We start from the raw sequence: 22,987 nt of genomic DNA, 5'->3' as shown, positions 1-22,987 counted from the left end.
CCACGTCGCGCGCAGGATCAGAAATTTCCTATTGACAAAAGTTGTTGGCGGAGCAACCATATAGAATTATCAAACCGATAATTCTTCTGATGAACCGTCACCTGTTGTCCATGTTCACGGCCGTGGCACTGCTTGCCGTACACACGTGCGCGCATGCCGCTGACCGTCCTCCCGTCGAGAGTTTCTTCGCCCATCCCGACGTCAGTTTCGTGACGCTGTCGCCCAGCGGGCGCTATGTCGCACTGCTGAACCGTTTGAGTGACAGCAAGCAGGCACTCGTTGTTCGGGAGACGGCGAACCTGGAGAAGGTCACCGTTGTCGCCAGGTTCGACAGCCTGCGCCTGCGGCATATCGAATGGATCAACGATCAACGGCTCACGTTGACGTTGAAGAACACGCAAATCGAGTTCGAAGGCAACGACGACCAGATCGCCGTCGACCGCGACGGTGCCAACCTGACGCACCTGATCTCCGGCCACTGGGACCATAAACAGGAAACGACGGGTTCGTTCATCAAGGACCGGGTGCTGACGGCCGACTATATGTTCATGGACGTGACGCACGACGGTTCGGACGACATCATCGTCGGCAAGCTCAGCTGGAACAACATCGACCAGCAACCGCAGGCGATCCATCCGTTCCGCCTCAACACGCGCACGCGCGTGCTGACCGACATGCTCACGGGACCGCAGCCGGAGCTCGTCCGGGATTGGCTGTTCGACGCGGCCGACCAGCCGCGCGTGGCCGTCACGCGGGGCAAAGGGCGGTGCATCGTCTATTACCGGAAGGGCCAGCAGGGGCCGTGGAGCGAGATCAGTAACCGCGATTGCCTCCAGGACGAGATCTTCGATCCGCTGATGTTCGACAACCGGAACACACTGTACGTGCGCGCCGGCTACAAGGGACGGACGGCCCTGTTCACCTTCGACCTGGACAAGAAGACCCTCGACAAGGAGCCGTTCGTCGACATCGACGGCTTCGATTTCACGGGCAGTGTCGAGCAGGATTTAGCCAACAAGAAAATCCTCGGCGTGCATTTCGTGTCCGATGCCGCTTCCACGGCCTGGATCGACCCGGCCATGCAGGCGATCCAGAAGAAGGTCGACGCCCTGTTGCCGGGCGCCGGCAACCGCGTCACGTGCCCACGGGACTGCCGCGAGCCGGCCGCCGTCGTCGTCACGTCCAAGTCCGACCGCCTGCCGCCTGCCTATTACCTGTACACACCTGCGGATGGCCATATCATCGGGCTGGGCAGCACCCACCAGGCCATCGACCGCAAGCAGATGGGCAAGCGCGACTTCCTGCACTATGCGGCGCGCGACGGCCTGCAGATTCCTGTCTACGTGACCATGCCGCCGGACAAGGCCGCCGGACCGCGTCCCGCCATCGTGCTCGTGCACGGCGGCCCGTACGTGCGGGGCGGATCGTGGGAGTGGGACGCCGAGGCGCAGTTCCTGGCGTCGCGCGGCTACGTCGTGCTGCAGCCGGAATTCCGCGGCAGCACGGGGTTCGGCAGCGCGCACTTCCGCGCCGGCTGGCAGCAGTGGGGCCGGACGATGCAGGACGACCTCGCCGACGCCGCGGCCTGGGCCGTCAAGCAGGGGTGGGCCGATCCCAAGCGTATCGGCATCATGGGCGCCAGCTATGGCGGCTACGCGACGCTGATGGGCCTTGCGCGCAATCCGGACGTCTTCCGCGCCGGTGTCGAGTGGGCGGGCGTGTCGGACATCAAGCTGATGTTCACGGACGTCGAGAGCGACGCGTCCCAGGATGCGCTCCGGTACGACATGAAGACGCTGATCGGTGACCCGCTCAAGGATCCGTCCGCGTTCGACGACGTGTCGCCGCTGGCGCAGGCCACCCGCATCCGCCGGCCGCTACTGATGGCCCACGGCGCCCACGACCGCCGCGTGCCTGTCGTGCACGCGACCAAGATGCATGACGCCGTCAGGAAAACGAATGCCAACGTCGAATACGTCGTGTATCCCGAAGAGGGCCACGGCTGGCGCCGGGAGGAGGACAGCATCGACTTCTGGAAGCGCGTCGACGCCTTCCTCGACAAGAACCTGGCGCACGCGGCGGACTGAGCGCCGCCGCGGGCGGCTTCGTTACAGCGCGATCTCCGTCCCGAGCCGCTTGAGGAATTGCGCCATCCACTGCGGATGCGCGGGCCAGGCCGGGGCGGTGACGAGGTTGCCGTCCGTGACGGCCGCGTCGACCGCGATGTCTGCATAGTCGCCGCCCGCCAGCCGGACTTCCGGCGCGCACGCGGGATACGCGGACACGCGCTTGCCGCGGATGACGTCGGCCGCCGCCAGCACCTGGGCGCCGTGGCAGACGGCGGCGATGGGCTTGTCGGCGTGCGCGAAGCCGCGCACGAGCGCGATGACCTGCGGGTCGAGACGCAGGTATTCCGGGGCGCGGCCGCCCGCGATGACGAGGGCGTCGTAGTCGTCGGCGTTCGCCTCGGCGAAATCGGCGTTCAGCGCGAACTGGTGGCCGGGCTTTTCGGTGTAGGTCTGGTCGCCTTCGAAATCGTGGATCGCGGTCTTGACCTTGTCGCCCTTCTTCTTGCCGGGGCAAACGGCATGCACGGTGTGGCCCACCGCCTGCAGCGTCTGGAACGGCACCATGGTCTCGTAATCTTCCGCAAAATCGCCGGTCAACAACAGGATCTTCTTCGCTGCCATCGTATTCTCCTTCGAGGTTCCCTGGGGTGTCGGAATGACCTCGACAAAGATACCATCGTCGCGCCGGGCTCGTAAGGCTTGATTTTGGGCACGCTTCGTTGCCCGGGGCGGACCGCTCACGCAGCCGGCACCCGTTCCTCGAGCACGCGCGCGCGCAGTGCCGCCAGGGGCAGCGGGCGCGCCAGCAGGTAGCCCTGCACGTAGTCGCAGCCGGCCTGGCGCAGCCAGTCGAACTGCTCGGGCTCCTCGACGCCTTCCGCGACCACGGTCAGGTTGAAGCCGTGGGCGAGGGCGATCACTGCGCCGGCGATCGTCGTGCCGGACGTGGGCAGCAGGCGGACGAAGCTGCGGTCGATCTTGAGGTGGTTGATCGGGAAGGTCTGCAGGTAGGCGAGCGACGAGTAGCCGGTGCCGAAGTCGTCGATCGACAGGCGCACGCCCAGCGCGCGTACGTTGTGCATGAAGTCGACGGCGCCGTCCAGGTCTTCCATCAGCATGCTTTCCGTGAGCTCCAGCTCCAGCCGGTCGGCCGGCATGCCCGTGGCGAGCAGCGCGCGTTCGACGACGCCGATGAAGTCCTTGTCGCGCAGCTGGCGCGCGGAGACGTTCACCGCCATGCTGAGCCAGGTGCCGGTCTGGCGGTGCAGGGCGACGGCGTCCATGCAGGCGCGCTCCAGCACCCACTTGCCGATCTCGACGATCAGCCCCGTTTCCTCGGCGACGGGAATGAATTCGGCCGGCGAGATATAGCCCTGCTCCGGATGGGGCCAGCGCAGCAGCGCTTCCACGCCGACCATCTTGCGCGACCCGCAGGCGAATTGCGGCTGGTAGCACAGTTCCAGCAGGCCCGCGTCGAGGTGGCGGCGCAGGTCGCGTTCCAAGCGCGCGCGCCGCTGCGTGGCGACGATCATCTCGCGCTCGAACACGGCCAACGTGTCGCGGCCGTTGGCCTTGGCGCGGTACAGCGCGGCGTCGGTATTGCTGAGCAGCTCGCTCATCGTGCGCGCGTCGTCCGGCAACACGCAGGCGCCGATGCTGGCCGTGGGCCTCACTTCCATGCCCTCGACCTGCAGCGGCTCGCGCAGCGCGGCGACGATGCGCCGGCCCACGCGTTCCAGTTCGTCCGGATCGTCCAGCGGTGCGACGATCACGGCGAATTCGTCACCGCCGATGCGGCCGATGCGGTCGCTGGGGCGCGCCGTTGAGCGCAGCCGGCTCGCGACCTGGCGCAGCAGGTGGTCGCCGGCCGCGTGGCCGGCCGTGTCGTTAACGACCTTGAAGTTGTCGAGGTCGATCAGCAGCAGGCCCACGCGGCCGCCTGCCTCGGCGAGCAGCGCGATCTCGAGTTCCAGTGCCTCGTACGTGCAGCGGCGGTTCGGCAGGTCGGTCACGGTGTCGGTATAGGCGAGGTGCTTCAGCTGCGCTTCGGCCTGGCGCATGCGCGCCTTGGAGCGGCGCGTGAGCAGCGACGTCGTCACCAGCGCGCCCAGCGAGGCCAGCGCGAGCAGGGCGCCGTAGCGCAGCAGGCCGTTGCGGATGCCGACCGTGTCCGCCGTCAGCACGACGCGGCCCAGCGTCATGCCGCGGTAGCGGACCGGCCGCGCCACCGACAGCGGCGCGAACAGCGTCCAGTCGCGCAGCAGCGGCGGCGTCTCGTCAACGGCGCCGTTGCGGTACGCGGCGAATTCCACGTCCTGGCGGTCGTACACGGTGGCGGCCGCGAGGAACGACGAGTGGCGGAACGAGCGCAGCATCTCGTGCGCGGCGTCCTGGTCGCGGAACATCAGGGTGGCCGCCACGTTGTCGGCGATGATCGCCGCCTGCACCGTGAGGTCGTCCGTCAGGCTGCGGCGCAGCGCGACGAACTGGTAGGCGAGCAGGATGCAGCAGGCGACGCCGAGCGCGGCCGCCGCGGCCAGCAGCTGGCCGAGGCCGACCATGCGGCTCAGGTCCCCGGGGCGTCGTGCGGCGGTCGGGTTCATAGCACGTTCCTCGCGAGGCGCAGCAGGTGCGAGGAAAAGCGCAGGCCGTTCCTGGCCGCTTCCTGCGTGTCGATGTCGAAGCGGATGTGCTCGTCGTCCTCGACGAGCGTGATCGCGGCCTTGCTGCCGGCGCCGTCGCGCACGACCAGCGTGCCCATGGTCGGCAGCGCGGGACGTTCCACCGTGCGCGCCAGCACGGCGATGTCGCAGCGCTGCGCCTTCGGGTGCGCGAGGTCGGTCAGGGTCCAGGGCCGGCCGTTGACGGGCTTGCCGTTCAGCGCCTGCAGGCGGGGCCACAGCGCATTGTCGGGGCTCGCGCACACGACGAGCGGCGCCTTCGCATTCCCGTCCGGCCAGGTCGTGAACAGGGCGAAGTTGAAGATGTAGGCCGCCTTCAGGTCCACGCCATCGACCTGCGCCAGGCATGCGTTTGCCGCCAGCCCGAGGCCGGCGGTCAGCGCGAGGACGGTGAGCATGCGGACCACGGTCAGAATCGCCAGTCCAGTTTCGCCGCCAGCGTCCGGCCTTCGCGCGCGAGCGCCGGCTGGATGAAGGCGGGGCCGGCGATGTCGGCGTAGCGCTTGTCCGTCGCGTTGTATGCGCTCAGCGACAGCTCGGTGCGCGGCAGCAGTTCCAGCGCGGAGACCGTGACGTTGGCTACGCAATAACCGCCGGCCGTGCCCTCGTCGGCCATGCGTTTGCCGCTGCACTGCAGTTCCGCGCCAATGCGGCCGCCGCGCCAGCCCAGCGGCGCCGTGAGGTTGGCCTTGGCGAGGTGGCGCGGGGAATCGATCATGGCGGCGCCGTCCGTGCCGTGCGCCAGCTGCCACGAATAGCTCGCGCGCAGGCGCACGGGACCGAAGTCGCGGTCGAGCGCCGCCTCGAGGCCGCGGGCGTCGGCATGGTCGATGTTGCGGAAAATAAGCATGCCGCTCGCGTTCACGGGCTGCTGGCTGATCAGGTCGCTCACCTCGCTGCGGAACAGCGACAGGGTCGCATGGCCGCCGCCGGAAAGAACGTGTTCCAGCATCAGCTCGCGCGTCGCCACGCGTTCCGGCTGGAGGTTCGGGTTCGCGACCTGGCCGCTCGAGCCTTGCGTCGCGTAGTACATCTCATACGCGTTGGGCGCGCGGAACGCGCTGCCCGCGATCAGCTTCACGGTGTCGGACGTCGTCGCCTTGTACACGACCGCGACGCGCGGGCTGTAGCGGTGCACGTCGGGCGTCTCGTGGTCGTCGAAGCGCACGCCCGCGTTGACGAGGAAGCCCGCCGGCAGGCGGATCTCGTCTTCCACGAACGCGGCGCTGCGTCTGGCCTCGCGATGGTCGTCCAGGATCCGTTTGTATGGCTGGGCGTTGTAGTTGTACTGGTCGCGGCGCGCGTCGCGGCCCAGTTCGGCGCCGAGCACGATCTTCTGGTGCGGCAGGTTCGTCAGCGTGGCGGTCACGCCGGCGCCGTACCAGCGCGCGTGGGCGCCGTCGATGTTCAGGGAGGGTGCGCCGGCCTCGTCCGGATACCACCCCGCGCCCACGTAATCGGCCTGGCCCGAGTGCAGCTGGGCCGCGAGCGCCAGCGCGGGCGCGACCTGGGCGCTCCACGTGAGGCCGATGCTCGTCTGCGTGTCGCGCGTCTGGTCCGGCATGCCGAACACGGCGCCGAAAGAGCCCGTCGGCACACCCTTGGTGCGCGCCACGTGGCTGGCCGACAGCGTCACGCCGCCGAAGCTGCCCTTGACGAGGAAATTCTGGGCGCGGTCCCAGTCGAGGCCCTTGGCCACGCCGTTGTTGGTGCCGGGCGAGTCGGCCTTGTCAAATTCTGGGAAGTACAGGTCGCGGCCCGTGCGGTGATACGCGCTGGCGGACAGGAGCACGTCGGCGCCGTTCTGTCCGTGCCAGCCGTAGCTCGTGCGCGCCTTGCGCTCGCCCTGCGTACCGGCGGCAACAGTGCCTCGCACGCCGGACAGGCCGCTGCCGTCGCGGGTGACGACGTTGATCACGCCGAACAGCGCGTTCGACCCATACACGGCCGAGCCGGGACCGGGCACGAATTCGATGCGCTTGACCATGTCCATGTCGAGCAGCCCTTCGGTGCCGATGAGGGCCTGGTCGTACACGGCGTCGTTGACGCGCACGCCGTCGACGAGCAGCAGGAAGCGGCTGTTGTAGTCGCCCGGACGGAGGAAGCCGCGCGCGCCCAGGTAGGCGTAGTTGCGGTCGTTCGTCACGTACAGGCCGGGCAGCGTGGCCAGCGCGTCGGCCAGCGTGCGCCAGCCGAAGTCGCGGATGTCCGCGGCCGTCAGCACGACCACGGACGACGGCGCGTCGCTGATCGGCTGGGCGAATTTCGACGCGGCCGTCACCACTCGCATCTGCATCAGGTCTTCCAGCGGGATGGTGCTCAGCGTGCGGATGTCGCCCGCGCCGTCCGCGGGCGTATCCGTCCCGGCCGGGCCCGGCGCCGCATGGGCGCAGGTCAACTGGAGCGTGCAGGCGAGGAGGGGCAGGACGGCGGCGTGCGGCGGGATGCGTTCGGACATGGGATGACGCCGGCCGTCGGTAACGGCACGTCTCCTTCAAATTGTTTCAAATAATCACTTATTTGTACTATAGAGAAACTTCGGCGCACTGGCATCCGAAGTTGCATCAAAAAGACAGAATTCTGATGTTTATGGTACGCATCATTCCATAATGCACCAAAACAGGGAAGTTACACTCGCTTGCAATTGATACTGTTTCACTATTTCCAGATTGATTCCCGGCAGTTAATCTGTGTATATGTTTGTTACAACGATAAGGGGAAATACCATGCAACGCACCACCACCCGTCTGATCACGCGCACCGTCCTGGCCGCCGCACTCGCCGCCGCCAGCGCCACGCCGTTCGCCGTCCAGGCCGCACCCGACCACCACGCGCGCGCCGAAGCGGAATGCCGCAACTGCGGCACCGTCGTGTCGAACCATACGTACAAACGTGAACCCGAGAGCGCCAGCGGCGTGGGCGGCGTGGGCGGCGCCGTCGTGGGGGGCCTGCTGGGCAACCAGGTCGGCAGCGGCCGCGGCCGCACGCTCGCCACGGTGGCGGGCGCGGTCGGCGGCGCCTATGCCGGCAACCGCATCGAGCGCAACATGAAGGCCGAAACCTATACCGACGTGCGCGTGAAGATGGCCACCGGTAGCTACCGCACGTTCACGGAAAAGGGCGCGCCGCGCTTCCACAACGGCGAACACGTGCGCGTGCTGGACGGCCGCCTCGTCCGCTGATTCGCCTAAGTTCCTGAACCCGGCGCGCGCACGTTCGTGATGACGAACCCGCTCGCCGGCAGCGCCGGAATCCGCCGCAGGCTGACCGTCAGGTCCTGCGGCGGCACGTCGTAGGCGATCTCCTCCGAAAACAACTGCAGGGCCGACCGGACCAGGTCGCCGGTGACGGCTTCGCCGGGGCAGCGGTGGCCCGAATACGGGTCGCCGCCGCCGTGCGGCACGTAGTCGAAGCCGCTGCTCTGCCAGCGCTCGAAACGCTCCGGGCGGAACACGTCCGGATCGCCCCACAAGGCCGGGTGACGGTTCGTGCCGTACAGGTCGAACAATACCCACGTTCCCTTCTTGACGTGCAGTCCGTGCCAGTCGAAGCCGTGCAGTGCGCGGCCGCCCATCGCCGGCACGAACGGATAAAAGCGGCGCACTTCCTGCACGAACCACGTGGCATAGTCGTCGTCGCCGGCCGCGATGCGCGCGCGGCAGTGCGGATGCTCGTGCAGCGCCAGCAGCGCGAACACGACGTAGCGCGCGACGGCCACCGTCGGGCGCAGCAGGTTGATGAGTTCCACACCCGCCTGCTTGCGGTTCATGAGTTCTCCGTCGGCGTCGCGGTGGCGGGCAACGACGTTCAGCGGGCTGTCGAACGCCGGTTGCACTTGCCCGGCGCGGACGGCGTCGACGAGGGCGCGCGCCCACTGCTCCGTGCGCGTGCGCACGAGCAGGCCGCGCCAGTTGCGCGGACCGGCCGAGCCGGCGCCGTCGATCATGCGCGCGAATTCGCGGGCGCGCTGCGCCGCTTCGCCCGCGCTGACGGGGATGCCGGCCCAGCGGCAGACGGCCCGGCACAGCACTTCCTGCGCGGCCTCGTGCACGACCACGCGCGCCTCCGACGGCCAGCGCGCGAACTGCGTGCGCCATTCCGCCGCGGCCAGGCCGACGAGGCGCTGGCGCTCCAGCGGTCCGAACAACGACATCAGCATGGCCTTGCGCTTGCGGTGCGCGTCGCCGTCCAGTGCCATCACGCTGCCGAAGTCCTGCAGCAGGGCCATCGTCGTCGCCGGCAGCGCGTGGCGGCGCGTGAAGCGGCCGGGCTGGTAGAACATGCGCGCCGCGTCTTCTCCACGCACGCACAGCGCGCGGCGCAGCATCAGCCGGGTGGCGAACGTGTCGCTGCCGAGGGCTGCATGGCGCCGCGGCATGAAGTCGTAGCCTTCGGCGAGGAACGCGAACGTGTTGTCGACGCCGGGCGTGTGCGGTGCGGCATCGAGGGCGTCGGCGTGGTGGTGGGGGAAATCGGTATTGCTCAAACTGTCTCCAGCGGGTCGGTCGTGATCAATGCGGCACCGGTACGAAGGCCGGATCGGGCGTGTCCTGCAGGGCGCGCGGCAGGTAGATGGTGACGGTCGTGCCTGCGCCCGGCTTGCTCGCCAGCCGGATGTGGCCGCCGCTCTGCTTGACGAAACCGTGCGCCATCGACAGGCCCAGGCCCGTGCCCTTGCCCTCCGGCTTGGTCGTGAAGAACGGCTCGAACGCGCGCTCCATCACGTCGGGCGGCATGCCGGTACCCGCGTCGCTGACGGCGATCGTGACGAATTCTCCAGGCCGGATGCCGGGGTAGGCCAGCTGGTCGGCCGGATCGACCGTCAGGTTGGCGAGCCGGATGGTGACCTGGCCGCCGCCCTCCATCGCGTCGCGCGCATTGATGACGAGGTTCAGCAGCACGTTCTCGAGCTGGTTCGGGTCGACGAGGACGTTCCACAGGTCGGGCGGAATCGCCATGTCGATCGCGACGCTGTCGCCTGCCGCGCGGTGCAGAAGCGTGTCCATGCGTTCGATGAGCTGGGCCAGGTTGACGACGCTCGGGTGCAGCGGCTGGCGCCGCGCGAACGCGAGCAGCTGGGCGGCCAGCTTCTTGCCGCGCTCGACGGCGTCGAGGATGTTCAGCAGCCGTTTGCGGCCGTTGTCCTCGCTGCGCAGCATCAGCTGGACGTTGGCGCTGATGATGTGCAGGATGTTGTTGAAGTCGTGCGCCACGCCGCCCGTCAGCTTGCCGACGGCTTCCAGCTTCTGCGAGCGCAGAAGCGCGGCGCGCGCTTCCTCCAGGCGCTGCTGGCGCTGGTGTTCGCGCTCGGCCGTTTCCTTGCGCGGGCGGATGTCGCGCACGAACGCCGTGACGCCGTAGCCCTGCGTCGTGGCGAGCGCCGTGATCGCGATCTCCACCGGAATCGCGTGGCCGTCGCGCGTCAGCGCCGCCGCTTCCGTGGGGCCGGCCAGCCGCGCGCACGCGCCCGTGCGCGCGAACTCGTCCAGGCAGGCGCGCCATGGGTCGCGCTCGGGTTCCGGCAGCAGCAGGTCGAGCGCGTTGCGGCCGACGGCTTCGTCCTCGCGCCAGCCGAACAGCTTGCAGGCCTGCAGGTTCCAGTCCGTGATGCGGCCGTCCGGCGCGATCGCGATGAAGGCGTCGTACGCCGTCTGCAGGATCAGGCGGACGCGCTCGCGCTCCGCGTCGATACGGTCGCGCGAGGCGCGCAGTTCGACTGTCATTCCCTGCGCCAGTTGCAGCGCGCGACGGCGCTCGGACGCGAGCAGCCACACGACGAGCGCCAGCAGCACGCCGAGGCCGATGCCCGTCAGCGCGATCGCGACCGTCGTGCGGTGGTCGAGCGCCGCCTCGAAGCGGGGCGTCGAATGCACGACGACAGTCCACGCGCGGCCGGCGTTGTCGACCGCCGTCTGGTAGCTCAGCAGGGGACGCCGGCCGGCCGGCTGCGCGGCGGGCGAGCGGTAGAGCAGGGCGTCGGGCGTGGGCGCGAGGCCGTCGTAGATCTCGACCTGCAAGTCGCCCGCGTGCTCGCCGCCCAGGCCCTGCATCAGGTCGCGCATGCGGAACGGCGCGTAGACCCAGCCGACGATGGCGGCGCGCCGGGCCGCGACCGTGTCGTGCGGCAGGCCCGCGCGGTACGCGGGCACGTACATCAGGAAGCCGGCCTGCTCGCCCCGGCCGCCTTCCTGCACGAGCACGACCTTGCCGGTGGCCGCCGCCTGTCCCGTGTCGCGCGCGGCCTCCATCGCCGCGCGCCGCGCCGGTTCGCTGAACATGTCGTAGCCGAAGGCGCGCAGGTTGCGTCCGGAAAAAGGCTCGATGCGGGTGACCGCCGTGAGCACGGGCCGCGACCCGGGCGGGTTGAGCGCGTAGTCGGGAAAGCCCGCGGCGCGCATCGCGGCGACGTGGGCGGCCAGGCGTCCGGGCGGGATGAGCGCGGCGACGCCGAGGGCCTCGATGCCGGGAAAGCGGTCGTTCAGGCGCAGCTGGGCGTAGTACTCGGCGAATTCGGCGCGGCCGACGTCGACCGAGCCGCGCAGGAAGCCGCTCGTGGCGAGCAGCACTTCCTCGTAGACGTCCATGCGCCGGTCGATGCTGCCGGCCAGGTCGCGCGCGCGGAAATTGAAATTGCCGGCCAGTTCATCCGCCGCCGCCCGCTGCGCATTGCCCGCCACCGTGTAGGTCACGACCAGCGCGGCCAGGAACGCGAGCATGGCCAGGAGGATGGGGAGGTGGGCTGCGCTGCGCGGGGACGTACGGTTGGACGATGTGGGCAATGTGTTTCGATGCTGCATGGATGCGGTACGCTGTTCTCGACAAGGGAAGAACGGTCATGGGTCCGTTGCCGGCATGGCAAAGCGCGCCGTCCCGTGCAGGATACGCCCGTATGGACGGGACGGGCGCACAACAGGCCGGCGCCGCGCTCCGGCTACAATGAGCGTTTTACGCTAAGTCCATGCCTTTCCGATTCGTCCCCGTCAGCCGGCCCGCGCCAGTGGTGCCCGCATGAGCCTGCTGCACCGCGTACGCTGGGGCGCCGCGCTGCTCCTCGTCGCCGTCCTGCTGTGGGCGGCGCTCGCGCCGCTGCGCTATCCGACGCGCGAGCGCACCCTCGTGTTCCCGCCCGGCGGGGCAGGCGCCACGCCGGTGCCGGCCGAGGTGCGCCTGACCCTGGGCGTGCGCGACGTCCTTCTGCTGCACAACCGCGACACGGCGCCGCACGTCTTCGGCCAGGTGCTCGTGCTGCCGGGCCGCGTGTTCCGCCTGCCGTTCGAGCAGGCGGGCGACTATGTGTACGCGTGCGACGCGACGCTCGGCCAGGTCGTCACGGTGCGGGTGGCGAACCAGCCGGACCCCGGCTGGGCACGGCTGGGCTGGCGCCTGCGGGCCTTCGTCGAGGCCGTCCGCACCCTGCCGATCGAAGCGCCGGGCGACTGAGAGGGCAGCAATCGTGCACCGTCCCGCGCGGCGAATCTGTCATCATGCGCGCATGGCCACGATCACGTTACCCCTGTTCCCGCTCAGCACGGTGCTGTTCCCGGACGGCGTGCTGCCGCTGCAGATCTTCGAGGTGCGCTACCTCGACATGATCAGCCATTGCCTGACCGAGAACGAACCGTTCGGCGTCGTGCTGCTGACCCATGGCCAGGAAGTGCGCACCCCGGAAGGACAGGAGCGGTTCTCGCCCGCGGGCACGCTGGCGTCCGTGCAGGACACGACGGCGTCCACGCCCGGCCTGCTGCAGGTGGTGTGCCGCGGCGGTGCCCGGTTCAACGTGGTGGCCAGCGAGCGCCGCACGAACGGCCTGTGGATGGCCGAGGCCGAATTGGTGGAAAACGACCGCATCGTGCGCATCCCGTCCGACCTGAAGGGCGCGTCCGATGCGCTCGACCGCGTGCTCGCGTCGCTGCACGATGTGCCGCAGAGCCGCTGGCCCGTGCAGCCGCCGTTCCGCCTGGACGATTGCGGCTGGGTGGCCAACCGCTGGTGCGAGCTGCTGCCGCTGCCCAATGACCAGAAGCAGAGCATGCTCATGCTCGACAATCCCATGATCCGGCTGGAACTGCTGCACGACGTGCTCGACGAGCACGGCCTCATCACTTCGTAACGGTGCCGGTCCGGTCGACGTTGGTGGGCACGTTTCATTTGAGGCCCCCGGCCTCAAATGCCCACCCTACGGCGGAGATTGTCGTAGGGTGGGCGGCCCCCGCCCACCATGCGTCGAGGCAGATGACAATATTGTAATTTGCACCCCAAAACGCGGATTTCATATACAGAGGGTACGATTTGAGGTAACCTTGAGCGCGATTTAGACTCTCTACGTCCGTGCGGCGCCGTGTGGCGCTGACCAGGCAGCCACCACCGCTCCCGGCCAAGCCGCGCGAAGCGCGTCCCGTCACCCCGGTTTTCCCGCGTTGGCTCTGCCAGGGCAGTAGCCCGGCCGTAGAACGCAACGATTCATTGCCCGAAAGAAAACATGTCTGAAACACCGACCACCATTGAAACTGGCGGCGCGCCGACCGTGCGCTTCGCCGATTTCGGCCTGGCGCCTGAGATCGAGCGTGCGCTGTCGGACCAGGGCTATGTGCACCCGACCCCGATCCAGGCCCAGGCGATTCCCATCGTCCTGCAGGGCCGCGACGTCATGGGCGCGGCCCAGACCGGCACCGGCAAGACGGCCAGCTTCTCGCTGCCGATCATCCAGTTGCTGCTCCCGCACGCCAACACGAGCATGTCGCCGGCGCGCCATGCCGTGCGCGCCCTCGTGCTGACGCCGACGCGCGAACTGGCGATCCAGGTCGCGGAAAACGTCAAGGCCTATGCCCAGCACACGCCGCTGCGCTCCACCGTCGTCTTCGGCGGCATGGACATGAAGCCGCAGACCGAGATCCTGCGCCGCGGCGTCGAGATCGTCATCGCGACGCCGGGCCGCCTGCTCGACCACGTGGAGCAGAAGAACATCAGCCTGGCCCAGGTCCAGATGCTCGTGATGGACGAGGCCGACCGCATGCTCGACATGGGCTTCCTGCCTGACCTGCAGCGCATCATCAACCTGCTGCCGAAGAAGCGCCAGAACCTGATGTTCTCGGCCACGTTCTCGCCCGAGATCAAGAAGCTGGCGGGCAGCTTCCTGAACGACCCGCTGACGATCGAGGTCGCGCGCAGCAACGCCACGAACACCTCCATCACGCAGGTGCTGTACAAGGTCGATGAAGAGCAGAAGCGCAACGTCGTCGAGCACCTGATCCGCGCGCGCGACCTGAAACAGGTGCTCGTGTTCTCGAATACGAAGATCGGCGCCTCGCGCCTGGCGCGCTATCTCGAGCAGGCCGGCATCAAGGCGTCCGCCATCCACGGCGACAAGACACAGCAGGAGCGCATCGCGGCGCTCGACGCCTTCAAGAAGGGCGACATCGACGTGCTCGTCGCGACGGACGTCGCCGCGCGCGGCCTCGACATCACGGACCTGCCGTGCGTGATCAACTACGACCTGCCGTACAACGCCGAGGACTACGTGCACCGCATCGGCCGCACGGGCCGCGCCGGCGCGACGGGCGACGCGCTGTCCGTGTTTTCGGACAAGGACGAGCGCCTGCTGGCCGACATCGAGAAACTGATCAAGCAGACCATCACCCGCGGCGAGCTGACCGGCTTCACGCCGTCGCGCGGCCACGACCGCGGCGCGGACCGGGGTGTCGACCGCCGCGGCGGCCGTCGCGAGACGGACCACCCGCGTGGCGAGCGCCCCGAGCGCACGGAACGCCCGGGCCCGCGCGGCATGGGCGCGCCGCGCCGCGACAAAGTCGATCCGTGGTTCCTCAAGCCGTACGAGCCGTCCGTCGCCCCGCGCAAGGAAGCGGCGCCGGCACCGGCCGCATCGAACAAGGCGAAGCCCAAGCTGGCTGCGCTGCTGGGCGGATTGCCAAAAGCCTGAACGGGTAGGGTGGGCTCCCCGAGCCCACGCGGACGTCAACGCATCGCGAACGTCACGCGTGGGCACAGGGGTGCCCACCCTACGCTGTCAGCGCCCCCTCCACGCGTTCGACCCGGTCGCCGTGCTTGTATGGCTTCGCGAGCACGTTCAACCGCTCCCCCTGGGCCTGGCCCGGTCCCGGTAATTCGTCCATATAGCCCGTCGTGACGAGGACGGGCAGGCGCGGGCGCAGGCGGTGCACCTCGTCGACGAGCTGCAGGCCGTTCATCCCGTCCGGCATGATCACGTCCGTGAACAACAGGCCGACCCGGTCGCCCAAGGTGCGCACGAGCATCTCGGAGAATTCCACGACGAGGTTGTTGATGTCGACGGGCCGCGGTTCCAGGCGCTGCTTGCGCGCGAACGTGAGCAGCTGCTGGGTGAGCTTCCCGGCGCGCGCCATGTCCGGCCGCTCCAGGCTGATCAAGGCGACTTCGAGGTTGCCGTTGATGACCTGCAGCAGGTTGTTGAAGTCGTGCGCCATGCCGGCCGTCAGCTGGCCGATCGCTTCCATCGTCTGCGCCTGCAGGTGCGATTCCTGGCTCAGGCGGCGCTCCGTGACGTCCATCTGCGACGCGAAGAAATACCGCAGCGTGCCGTCCTGGTCGAAGATGGGACCGATGAACGGCGCGTTCCAGAACGGCGTGCCGTCGGCCTTGTAGTTCAGGACGTCGACGGCGCGCTCCTCGGCGACGGCCTTGCGCACCTCGTCGATCGTGCGGCGGTCCGTTTCCGGGCCCTGCAGGAAGCGGCAATTGCGGCCGATGACGTCGTCTTCCTTGTACAAGGTCAGGTCGAGGAACGCGCCGTTGCAGAACACGCCCCCCGGATTGCCCATCGGCTCGAAAGCATTGCCCTCGACCTCGCCGGCGGCGAGCACGCCATGGCTCTGGCCGCCGCCCTGTTCGTCCAGTTGCCGGTGCCGGCCTTCGTCCTTGTCGCGCCCTGTCGTCATTGAGATGATTCCTCGAACGGTTCGGTATGTACTGCAGGGCCGATCCTAAGGGAGTGACGATGGGCCTACCGTTAAAGCGCGCACGCCCGCAAAGGTGCGGCGGCGGGTGACCGATGTCCTTGCGCTAACACTTGGACACATCTTTTACCTGTTGACAAACATATACCGTTTTTCACAATTTTTGTACATGAGTTAAAATATTTCGGTTGTAAACTAGCAACGCGCTCTCTTTCTGGCGAACTATTTTTTGGGCGCTCCTGCCTCGTCAGAGAACAGTCCAAAAGGGATTCCAGCAATGTTTGGCATGTTGTCGGGCGCATGGCGCTACCGATTTTTCATATCGTCGTCGATACGGACGGAGCTGCGGACGAAATTCGTGCGCAGCCGGCTCGGCGGCTTGTGGATGATCCTGAATCCGCTGGCGCAGGTCGTCATCTTTGCCTTCGTCCTGTCCGCCGTGCTGTCGTCCAAGCTGCCCGGCATCACGAACCGCTATGCGTACGCCATCTACCTGATGGCCGGCACGCTCGGCTGGTCGCTGTTCGCCGAAATCGTCAACCGCTGCCTGACGCTGTTCATCGACAACGCCAACATCCTCAAGAAGCTGTCGTTCCCCCGCATCGCGCTGCCGTTCATCGTCGTGGGCAGTGCGCTCGTCAACAACGTGCTGCTGTTCTTCGCGGTGCTGCTGATCTTCGGGGCGCTCGGGCATGTGCCGGGCACGGCGCTGCTCGCGCTGCCCGCGCTGATGGCCCTGACGATCGCGCTGGGCCTGGGCATCGGCCTGGGCCTGGGCGTGCTCAACGTCTTCATGCGCGACGTGGGGCAGGTGGTGCCCGTCGCGATGCAATTCCTGTACTGGTTCACGCCCGTGGTCTACATGGCGAACATCATCCCCGAAGCCTACCGCTCGTGGCTGGCGCTCAATCCGCTGGTGCCGATCGTGGTCGCCTACCACGACATCCTCCTGTATGACCGCGTGCCGCAGGCAAGCTCGCTGGTCGGCGCCGCCGCCATCGCGGCCGTGTCGCTGTTCGTGTCGCTCGTCCTGTTTCGCAAGGCCATCCCGGAAATGGTGGACCAGCTATGAGCGGCGAACTGGAGGTGCGCGGCCTCGGCAAGGCATACCGCCGCTGGGGCAGCGAACTGCGCCGGGTCGCATCGTGGTTCTTCCCGGGCGTGCACCCTCAGCACGAGCACTGGGTGCTGAAGGACATCGGGTTCTCGATCGCGGCGGGGGAGGCGGTGGGCATCATCGGCCAGAACGGCGCCGGCAAGTCCACGCTGCTGAAGCTGATCACGGGCACGATCCAGCCGACGGTCGGCCAGGTCGTCGTGCGCGGCCGCGTGGCCGCCATCCTGGAACTGGGCATGGGCTTCAACGGCGACCTGACGGGGCGCGAGAACGTCTACCACTCGGCCGGCCTGATGGGATACGCCCGGGACGACATCCACCGGGCGATGCCCGAGATCGAGGCGTTCGCCGAGATCGGTGCCTATTTCGACCAGCCGATGCGCACGTATTCGAGCGGGATGCAGGTGCGGGTCGCGTTCAGCGTCGCCACGGCGTTCCGGCCCGACCTGCTGATCGTGGACGAGGCCCTGTCCGTCGGCGACAGCTATTTCCAGCACAAGAGCTTCGACCGCATCCGCCAGTTCCGCGAACAGGGCGTGTCGATCATCTTCGTCAGCCACAGCCTGAGCGACGTCCGCACCTTGTGCGACCGCGTCATCCTCATCGACAAGGGACGGGTCTTGAAGGACGGCGTGCCGGACGAAGTCGTCGACTACTACAACGCGATGATCACGGAAAAGGAAAACGCCAAGCTGACGGTCGAGCAGCGCCGTGCCAGGAACGGCTGGCTGACGACGCGCAGCGGCTCCGGCGAGGCGCGCGTGGCCGACCTGCGCCTGGTCGACGCGGCGACGGCGCAGGAACTGGCCGTCGTCAACGTCGGCCAGCGCGTCGAGCTGCGCCTGCAGGTGACGGTCCACGCAGACCTGCCGCGCCTCGTGCTCGGGTACATGGTCCGCGACAAGCAGGGCCACATCATCTGGGGCACCAACACGTGGCACACGCACCAGATCGTCGAGGCGCCGCGCGCCGGTGAAACGATCGTGTTCCGCCTGCCGTTCACGTGCACGCTCGGTCCCGGTTCGTATTCCGTGTCGCCCGCGCTCGTGAGTTCGGACACGCACCTGTCCGACAACTACGAGTGGGTCGACAACCTGCTGGTCTTCGACGTCATCAACGTCGATCGCGATTTCTTCATCGGCAGCACCAGTCTCGATGCACGCTTCGTCATCGAGCGCAACGACGTCAAGGTCATGTGATGGGTTTTCTTTCGTACGCGCAGAATTTCGAGGACGTCATGCTGTGGCGTGCACTCGGCCATGTGTCCGACGGGACGTACGTCGACGTGGGCGCCCAGCATCCCCGCATCGATTCCGTCAGCCGGGCGTTCTATGAGCGCGGCTGGCGCGGCGTGCACGTCGAGCCCGTGCCGGCGTTCGCGCAGTTGCTGCGCGAGGACCGGCCCGACGAGACGGTGCTGCAGGTGGCGCTGGGCGAGCGCGAGGGCGTCCTCGAGCTGAACGTGTTCGCCGATACGGGCCTGAGCACGGCCATTCCCGGCTATGCCGAACGCCACCAGGCGGAACGGGGCTATGCGGTCGAACGCCTCCAGACGCCGGTGCTGACCTTGAAGTCGGCGCTGGAACGGCTGGACGGGAAGGATGTCCACTGGCTGAAGATCGACGTCGAAGGTTTCGAGGAGCAGGTCCTGCGCGGCTGGGACAGCACGCGCCTGCGGCCGTGGGTCCTCGTCGTCGAGGCCACCGTGCCGAATTCGACGGAGACGGACCACGACAAGTGGGAGCACCTGGTCACCGCCGCCGGCTACCGCTACGTCTATTTCGATGGCCTGAACCGTTTCTATATCGCGGACGAGCATCCGGAACTGGCCGCCGCCTTCTCGGCGCCGCCGAACATCTTCGATGCCGTGGAAGTCAGCGGCCAGGCCAGCTGGGGCCTGTGCAACGTGGCCGTCGCGGAATATCGGGGCCAGGTCGCCGACCTCACGAGCCGCCTGCACGCGCGCGACGCCGAACTGGCCGCCAGCGAGGCGGCGCGCGCGGCTGCCGAACGGGAGGCCAAGCGGGCGGCCGAACTCGACGCGCGCCTGGCCGCCCTGTCCGGGCAGGCCGCCGCGGCCAGGGACAAGATCAAGGAACTCGAACAGAAGGCCTATTTCTGGTGGCAGGCGGCGGAAGACCTGCGCAAGCAGGTCGACGCGCTGGGCGGCGAGCTCGGGCACGTGTATGCGAGCAAATCGTGGCGCGTGACGGAGCCATTGCGCTTCGCGTACACGCATGCGAGTCGCGGCCGCCGCTTCGCCGGCCGCGTGGCACGCTGGGCGCTGCGCCAGACGGGCCGGGTGGCGCGCGTCGTGACGGGGCAGGGGTCGGACGCCGCGGCCGGCAAGGCGGCGGAGGCGCCCGTCGTCGTCGTGTCGCAGGGCGGCGCGCCCGCCGTCACGCGGCGCCTGTCGCCGCGCGCGGCGCGGCTGTACGCGGAACTCAAGCAGGCCGTCGACGGGGACGCCGAATAATGCGCATCCTCATCGACCTCCAGGGCGCGCAGACGGAAAGCCGCTTCCGCGGCATCGGCCGGTATTCGCTATCGATCGCGCAGGCGATCGCCCGTAATGCCGGACGACACGAGGTGTGGCTGGCGCTGAGCGGCGCCTTCCCGGACAGCCTGGACGACTTGCGCACCGCGTTCGCCGGCCTCGTGCCGCCCGAGCGCATCCGCGTGTTCGACGTGCCGCGTCCCGTCGCCGAGCACGAGACGACGAACCGCTGGCGCGCGCGCGCGGCGGAACACGTGCGCGCGCATTTCCTGGCCGAGATGCAGGCCGACGTCGTCCTCGTCACGAGCCTGTTCGAGGGCTATGTCGACGACGCCGTGACGCGCATCGACAAGGACGTGCCCGGCGTGCGCACGGCGGCCATCCTGTACGACCTCATTCCCTACCTGAAGCCCGAGGTCTACCTGCCGACCACGTTGCTGCGCCAGTACTACGACCGCAAGATCGACTCGCTGCGCAACGCCGACCTGCTGCTGTCCATCTCGGCCTACTCGCGCGCGGAGGCGGTGGCCACGCTGGGCCTCGATGCGGACCGCGTCGTCAACATCTCGACGGCGGTGGACGGACGCTTCCAGCGGATGCAGTACCCGGACGAACTGACGCGCGCCCTGCGCGAGCGCCTGCACATCCGGCGCGACATCCTCATGTACGCGCCGGGCGGCTTCGACCACCGCAAGAATTTCGACGGCCTGATCCAGGCGTACGCGCAGCTGCCGGCGCAGTACCGCGCGGCCTACCAGCTCGTCATCGTCAGCAAGATCAACCGCGGCGACCAGGCCAACCTGCAGGCGCTGGCCGCCCAGGCAGGGCTGCGCGACGACGAGCTCGTGTTGACGGGCTATGTGTCCGACGACGAGCTGGTCATGCTGTACAACATGGCCGCGCTGTTCGTCTTCCCGTCGCTGCACGAGGGCTTCGGCCTGCCCGTGCTGGAGGCGATGTCGTGCGGCGCGCCCGTCCTCGGCGCGAACGCCACCAGCGTGCCCGAGGTCATCGGGTGCGACGAGGCGCTGTTCGATCCCGCCGTGCCGGCGCAGATCGCCGCCAAGATCCAGCAGGCGATGGCCGACGACGCCCTGCGCGCGCGCCTGCGCGAGCACGGCCTGGCGCAGGCACGCACGTTTTCGTGGGACCGCAGCGCCGTGACCGCGCTCGCTGCGCTGGAAAAACTCGTCGCGGACGCCGCGCCGGCGGCCGCGATGCCGTGGGAACGCCAGCAGGCGCTGTCGGCGGCCCGCTACCGCGACCTGCTGCGCGACGTGGCGCGCGAATACCGCGCGGCGGGCGTGCAGGACGACGAGGAACTGAAGCTGCTGGCCGACGTCATGGCGCGCAACCTGCAGCAGACGGACCGCATCCGGCGCGGCCGCGTGCTGCCCGACAAGCTGACGTGGCGCGTCGAGGGGCCGTTCGACAGCAGCTACAGCCTGGCCCTGCTGAACCGCGAGACGGCGCTGGCGCTGCGCGAGCTGGGGCACGACGTGGCGCTGCACTCGACCGAGGGCCCGGGCGATTTCGCGCCCGATCCGGCCTTCCTGCAGGCGAATCCGGCGCTGGCGGCGCTGCACGCGCGCGTGGCATCGCTGCGCGAGGAAGACGCCGACGTGTGCAGCCGCAACCTGTATCCGCCGCGCGTGGACGACATGCGCGGCCGCCTCAACCTGCTGCACCATTATGCGTGGGAAGAGTCGGCGTTTCCCCATGACTGGACCACCGCATTCAACGCGCACCTGCAGGGCATGACGTGCCTGTCGACGCACGTGCAGAAGGTGATGGTCGACCAGGGCGTGTGCGTGCCGATGCGCACGTCGGGCTGCGGCGTCGACCATTGGCTGCGCGTGCGGGCCGACCGCACCCGTCCTTGCCCCGGCCGCGCGTTCCGCTTCCTGCACGTGTCGTCGTGCTTCCCGCGCAAGGGCGCCGACGTGCTGCTGCGCGCCTACGGCGACGCGTTCACGATCGCCGACGACGTCACCCTCGTCATCAAGACGTTCGCCAATCCGCACAACGACATCCACACGTGGCTGGCCGACGCGCGCCGCGACAATCCGGCGTACCCGGACGTCGTCATCCTCGAGGAGGACTTGAGCGACGCCGAGCTGAAAGGCCTGCTGGAGGAATGCCACGTCCTCGTCGCGCCGAGCCGCGCCGAGGGCTTCGCCATGCCGCTCGCGGAAGCCATGCTGTCCGGCCTGCCCGTCATCACGACGGGCTGGAGCGGCCAGCTCGACTTCTGCAATCCGGAGACGGCCTGGCTCGTCGACTTCACGTTCACGCCCGCGCAGACGCACTTCGGGCTGTTCGGCTCCGTGTGGGCGGAACCCGACCAGGACCATCTCGCGCGCACGATGCGCGACGTGCGCGCGCTGCCGGCGCCCGAGCGGCGCGCGAAGGCCGATCGCGGCCGCGACCTGCTGCTGGAGCGGTTCACGTGGCGCCACGTGGCCGAGCGCCTCGTCGACGCCGCGCGGGCATTCGCGCAGCCGGCCCATGCGGGCGAGCAGAAGATCGGCTGGGTCACGAGCTGGCACACGAAGTGCGGCATCGCGACGTATTCGGCGCACCTGATCCACAATCTGCCGGCCGACGTCACCATCCTGGCCGCGCACGCGGCGGAGCGCACGGCGGCCGACGGCCCCGAGGTCGTGCGCTGCTGGGAGCAGGGCGACCACGACACCCTGGACGAACTGGCTGCCGCCATCGACGCGGCCGGCGTGACGACGCTCGTGCTGCAGTTTAACTACGGCTTCTTCCAGCTCGAGCGCCTGGCCGCATTCCTGCTGGCGCAGCGGGCCGCGGGACGCATCGTCGTCGTCACCTTGCACGCGACGATCGACCCGGCGCACGTGCCGCACAAGCGGCTGGAAATCCTCGTGCCGGCGCTGCGCGCGTGCCAGCGCGTGCTCGTGCATGCGCCGGCCGACCTGAACCGCCTGAAGCGCCACGGCCTGCTGGACAACGTCACCCTGTTCCCGCACGGGATCCTCGACTGGCCAGAACCGGCCCCGCGCCGCGCGGCGAAGACGTTCGAGATCGCGTCGTACGGCTTCTTCCTGCCGCACAAGGGATTGCCCCAGCTGGTCGAAGCCCTGGCGCTGCTGCGGGGCGAAGGCCGCGACGTGCGGCTGAACATGGTCAACGCGGAATATCCGATCGCGGAGTCGGCGCAGCTCGTGGCCGACGTCAAGGCGCTGGCGAAGCGGCTGATGGTGGACGACCTGGTCGACTTTTGCACGGACTTCCTCGACGACCACGCGAGTCTCGGCAAGCTGGCCGCGTCCGACCTGATCGTCTTCCCGTACCAGAACACGGGCGAGTCCGCGAGCGGTGCCGTGCGCTACGGCCTCGCGAGCGGCCGCCCCGTCGCCGTCACGCCGCTGGCGATCTTCGACGACGTGCAGGCCGTCACGTTCCGCCTGCCCGGCCAGGCGCCGCAGGAGATCGCGGCGGGCATCGCCGCGCTGATGGACGACGTCGCGGCCGGCGCGCCCCGCGTGGGCGCCATCCAGGCGGAAGCGGGGCGCTGGCGGGCCGCGCACCGCTATTCGCGCCTGGGCGAGCGCCTGTACAACATGATGAACGCGCTGCATGCGGCGGCGGCCGAAGGGGCCCGCGCGCACGGCGTTACCGCTGCTTCCTTCCACGAAAGCTGACCT

General features: G+C 68.6%; 16 protein-coding genes. 9 read left to right on the top strand and 7 right to left on the bottom strand.

The window, feature by feature from the left end; translation table 11 throughout:
• The first annotated feature begins 89 nt into the window (after positions 1-89).
• Positions 90-2,087, top strand: a complete 1,998-nt coding sequence (locus HAV22_RS28560; protein ID WP_166864480.1) for an alpha/beta hydrolase family protein — start codon at positions 90-92, stop codon at positions 2,085-2,087.
• Positions 2,088-2,108: 21 nt separating this feature from the next.
• Here the strand turns inward: HAV22_RS28560 and HAV22_RS28555 are convergent, their stop codons facing one another.
• From HAV22_RS28555 to HAV22_RS28540, 4 genes are all read right to left on the bottom strand, one after another.
• Positions 2,109-2,690, bottom strand: coding sequence for a DJ-1/PfpI family protein (locus HAV22_RS28555; RefSeq protein WP_166864477.1), 582 nt, complete (start codon positions 2,688-2,690; stop codon positions 2,109-2,111).
• 116 nt (positions 2,691-2,806) lie between these two features.
• Positions 2,807-4,672 (bottom strand): putative bifunctional diguanylate cyclase/phosphodiesterase, encoded by a 1,866-nt coding sequence (locus tag HAV22_RS28550; RefSeq protein WP_166864475.1) that lies wholly within the window; start codon positions 4,670-4,672, stop codon positions 2,807-2,809.
• Positions 4,669-5,148: a YfiR family protein gene (locus tag HAV22_RS28545; protein ID WP_166864472.1), complete on the bottom strand. Its 480-nt coding sequence runs from the start codon at positions 5,146-5,148 to the stop codon at positions 4,669-4,671. Before HAV22_RS28545 ends, HAV22_RS28550 begins: the two co-directional genes overlap by 4 nt.
• Before the next feature lie 11 nt (positions 5,149-5,159).
• Positions 5,160-7,208, bottom strand: a complete 2,049-nt coding sequence (locus tag HAV22_RS28540; protein WP_229421484.1) for a TonB-dependent receptor plug domain-containing protein — start codon at positions 7,206-7,208, stop codon at positions 5,160-5,162.
• Between the two features lie 268 nt (positions 7,209-7,476).
• Here HAV22_RS28540 and HAV22_RS28535 point away from each other — a divergent pair, with 268 nt between their 5' ends.
• The gene (locus HAV22_RS28535) at positions 7,477-7,932 is read left to right on the top strand and encodes a glycine zipper 2TM domain-containing protein (protein WP_229421483.1); all 456 of its coding nucleotides are present in this window, start codon (positions 7,477-7,479) and stop codon (positions 7,930-7,932) included.
• 5 nt (positions 7,933-7,937) lie between these two features.
• Here the strand turns inward: HAV22_RS28535 and HAV22_RS28530 are convergent, their stop codons facing one another.
• Together HAV22_RS28530 and HAV22_RS28525 are read right to left on the bottom strand one after the other, a co-directional pair.
• Positions 7,938-9,236 (bottom strand): cytochrome P450, encoded by a 1,299-nt coding sequence (locus tag HAV22_RS28530; RefSeq protein WP_229421482.1) that lies wholly within the window; start codon positions 9,234-9,236, stop codon positions 7,938-7,940.
• A 25-nt stretch (positions 9,237-9,261) separates the two neighbouring features.
• On the bottom strand, positions 9,262-11,529 hold the full coding sequence (locus HAV22_RS28525; protein ID WP_229421481.1) for a CHASE domain-containing protein: 2,268 nt from the start codon (positions 11,527-11,529) through the stop codon (positions 9,262-9,264).
• A 229-nt stretch (positions 11,530-11,758) separates the two neighbouring features.
• Between HAV22_RS28525 and HAV22_RS28520 the strand changes: the two genes are divergently transcribed.
• The 3 genes from HAV22_RS28520 (at position 11,759) to HAV22_RS28510 (ending at position 14,687) form a co-directional block, all read left to right on the top strand.
• Positions 11,759-12,190, top strand: coding sequence for a cupredoxin domain-containing protein (locus HAV22_RS28520; RefSeq protein ID WP_166864462.1), 432 nt, complete (start codon positions 11,759-11,761; stop codon positions 12,188-12,190).
• Positions 12,191-12,242: 52 nt separating this feature from the next.
• Positions 12,243-12,860 (top strand): LON peptidase substrate-binding domain-containing protein, encoded by a 618-nt coding sequence (locus HAV22_RS28515; protein WP_166864459.1) that lies wholly within the window; start codon positions 12,243-12,245, stop codon positions 12,858-12,860.
• Between the two features lie 369 nt (positions 12,861-13,229).
• Positions 13,230-14,687 carry a DEAD/DEAH box helicase gene (locus HAV22_RS28510; RefSeq protein ID WP_166864456.1) on the top strand — a complete coding sequence of 486 codons (1,458 nt, stop codon included), beginning with the start codon at positions 13,230-13,232 and terminating at the stop codon, positions 14,685-14,687.
• Positions 14,688-14,766: 79 nt separating this feature from the next.
• On the opposite strand, the gene HAV22_RS28505 is transcribed toward HAV22_RS28510, so the two are convergent.
• On the bottom strand, positions 14,767-15,681 hold the full coding sequence (locus HAV22_RS28505; RefSeq protein ID WP_166864453.1) for a PAS domain-containing protein: 915 nt from the start codon (positions 15,679-15,681) through the stop codon (positions 14,767-14,769).
• Between the two features lie 376 nt (positions 15,682-16,057).
• Between HAV22_RS28505 and HAV22_RS28500 the strand changes: the two genes are divergently transcribed.
• Genes HAV22_RS28500 through HAV22_RS28485 form a run of 4 tightly spaced genes read left to right on the top strand, consistent with a single transcriptional unit; the run spans position 16,058 to position 22,984 of the window.
• The gene (locus tag HAV22_RS28500; RefSeq protein WP_208296409.1) at positions 16,058-16,771 is read left to right on the top strand and encodes an ABC transporter permease; all 714 of its coding nucleotides are present in this window, start codon (positions 16,058-16,060) and stop codon (positions 16,769-16,771) included.
• Positions 16,768-18,015, top strand: a complete 1,248-nt coding sequence (locus HAV22_RS28495; RefSeq protein ID WP_166864446.1) for an ABC transporter ATP-binding protein — start codon at positions 16,768-16,770, stop codon at positions 18,013-18,015. The genes HAV22_RS28500 and HAV22_RS28495 overlap by 4 nt, the downstream gene beginning before the upstream one ends.
• Positions 18,015-19,292, top strand: coding sequence for an FkbM family methyltransferase (locus HAV22_RS30920; RefSeq protein ID WP_208296408.1), 1,278 nt, complete (start codon positions 18,015-18,017; stop codon positions 19,290-19,292). The genes HAV22_RS28495 and HAV22_RS30920 overlap by 1 nt, the downstream gene beginning before the upstream one ends.
• Positions 19,292-22,984, top strand: coding sequence for a glycosyltransferase (locus HAV22_RS28485; protein WP_166864443.1), 3,693 nt, complete (start codon positions 19,292-19,294; stop codon positions 22,982-22,984). The genes HAV22_RS30920 and HAV22_RS28485 overlap by 1 nt, the downstream gene beginning before the upstream one ends.
• Positions 22,985-22,987 lie beyond the last annotated feature (3 nt).

It is taken from the genome of Telluria antibiotica (genome assembly GCF_011682055.1).
Taxonomy (GTDB): domain Bacteria; phylum Pseudomonadota; class Gammaproteobacteria; order Burkholderiales; family Burkholderiaceae_D; genus Telluria; species Telluria antibiotica.
This window is presented reverse-complemented; position numbering and strand designations above follow the sequence as displayed.

Excerpts from the sequence above, each read along its gene's own strand:
- HAV22_RS28520 (WP_166864462.1), top strand. The coding sequence starts at position 11,759 with ATGAGCCTGCTGCACCGCGTACGCTGGGGCGCCGCGCTGCTCCTCGTC.
- HAV22_RS28495 (WP_166864446.1), top strand. The coding sequence starts at position 16,768 with ATGAGCGGCGAACTGGAGGTGCGCGGCCTCGGCAAGGCATACCGCCGC.
- HAV22_RS28545 (WP_166864472.1), bottom strand. The coding sequence starts at position 5,148 with ATGCTCACCGTCCTCGCGCTGACCGCCGGCCTCGGGCTGGCGGCAAAC.
- HAV22_RS28515 (WP_166864459.1), top strand. The coding sequence starts at position 12,243 with ATGGCCACGATCACGTTACCCCTGTTCCCGCTCAGCACGGTGCTGTTC.
- HAV22_RS28535 (WP_229421483.1), top strand. The coding sequence starts at position 7,477 with ATGCAACGCACCACCACCCGTCTGATCACGCGCACCGTCCTGGCCGCC.
- HAV22_RS28550 (WP_166864475.1), bottom strand. The coding sequence starts at position 4,672 with ATGAACCCGACCGCCGCACGACGCCCCGGGGACCTGAGCCGCATGGTC.
- HAV22_RS28485 (WP_166864443.1), top strand. The coding sequence starts at position 19,292 with ATGCGCATCCTCATCGACCTCCAGGGCGCGCAGACGGAAAGCCGCTTC.
- HAV22_RS28510 (WP_166864456.1), top strand. The coding sequence starts at position 13,230 with ATGTCTGAAACACCGACCACCATTGAAACTGGCGGCGCGCCGACCGTG.
- HAV22_RS30920 (WP_208296408.1), top strand. The coding sequence starts at position 18,015 with ATGGGTTTTCTTTCGTACGCGCAGAATTTCGAGGACGTCATGCTGTGG.
- HAV22_RS28540 (WP_229421484.1), bottom strand. The coding sequence starts at position 7,208 with ATGTCCGAACGCATCCCGCCGCACGCCGCCGTCCTGCCCCTCCTCGCC.
- HAV22_RS28555 (WP_166864477.1), bottom strand. The coding sequence starts at position 2,690 with ATGGCAGCGAAGAAGATCCTGTTGTTGACCGGCGATTTTGCGGAAGAT.
- HAV22_RS28560 (WP_166864480.1), top strand. The coding sequence starts at position 90 with ATGAACCGTCACCTGTTGTCCATGTTCACGGCCGTGGCACTGCTTGCC.
- HAV22_RS28505 (WP_166864453.1), bottom strand. The coding sequence starts at position 15,681 with ATGACGACAGGGCGCGACAAGGACGAAGGCCGGCACCGGCAACTGGAC.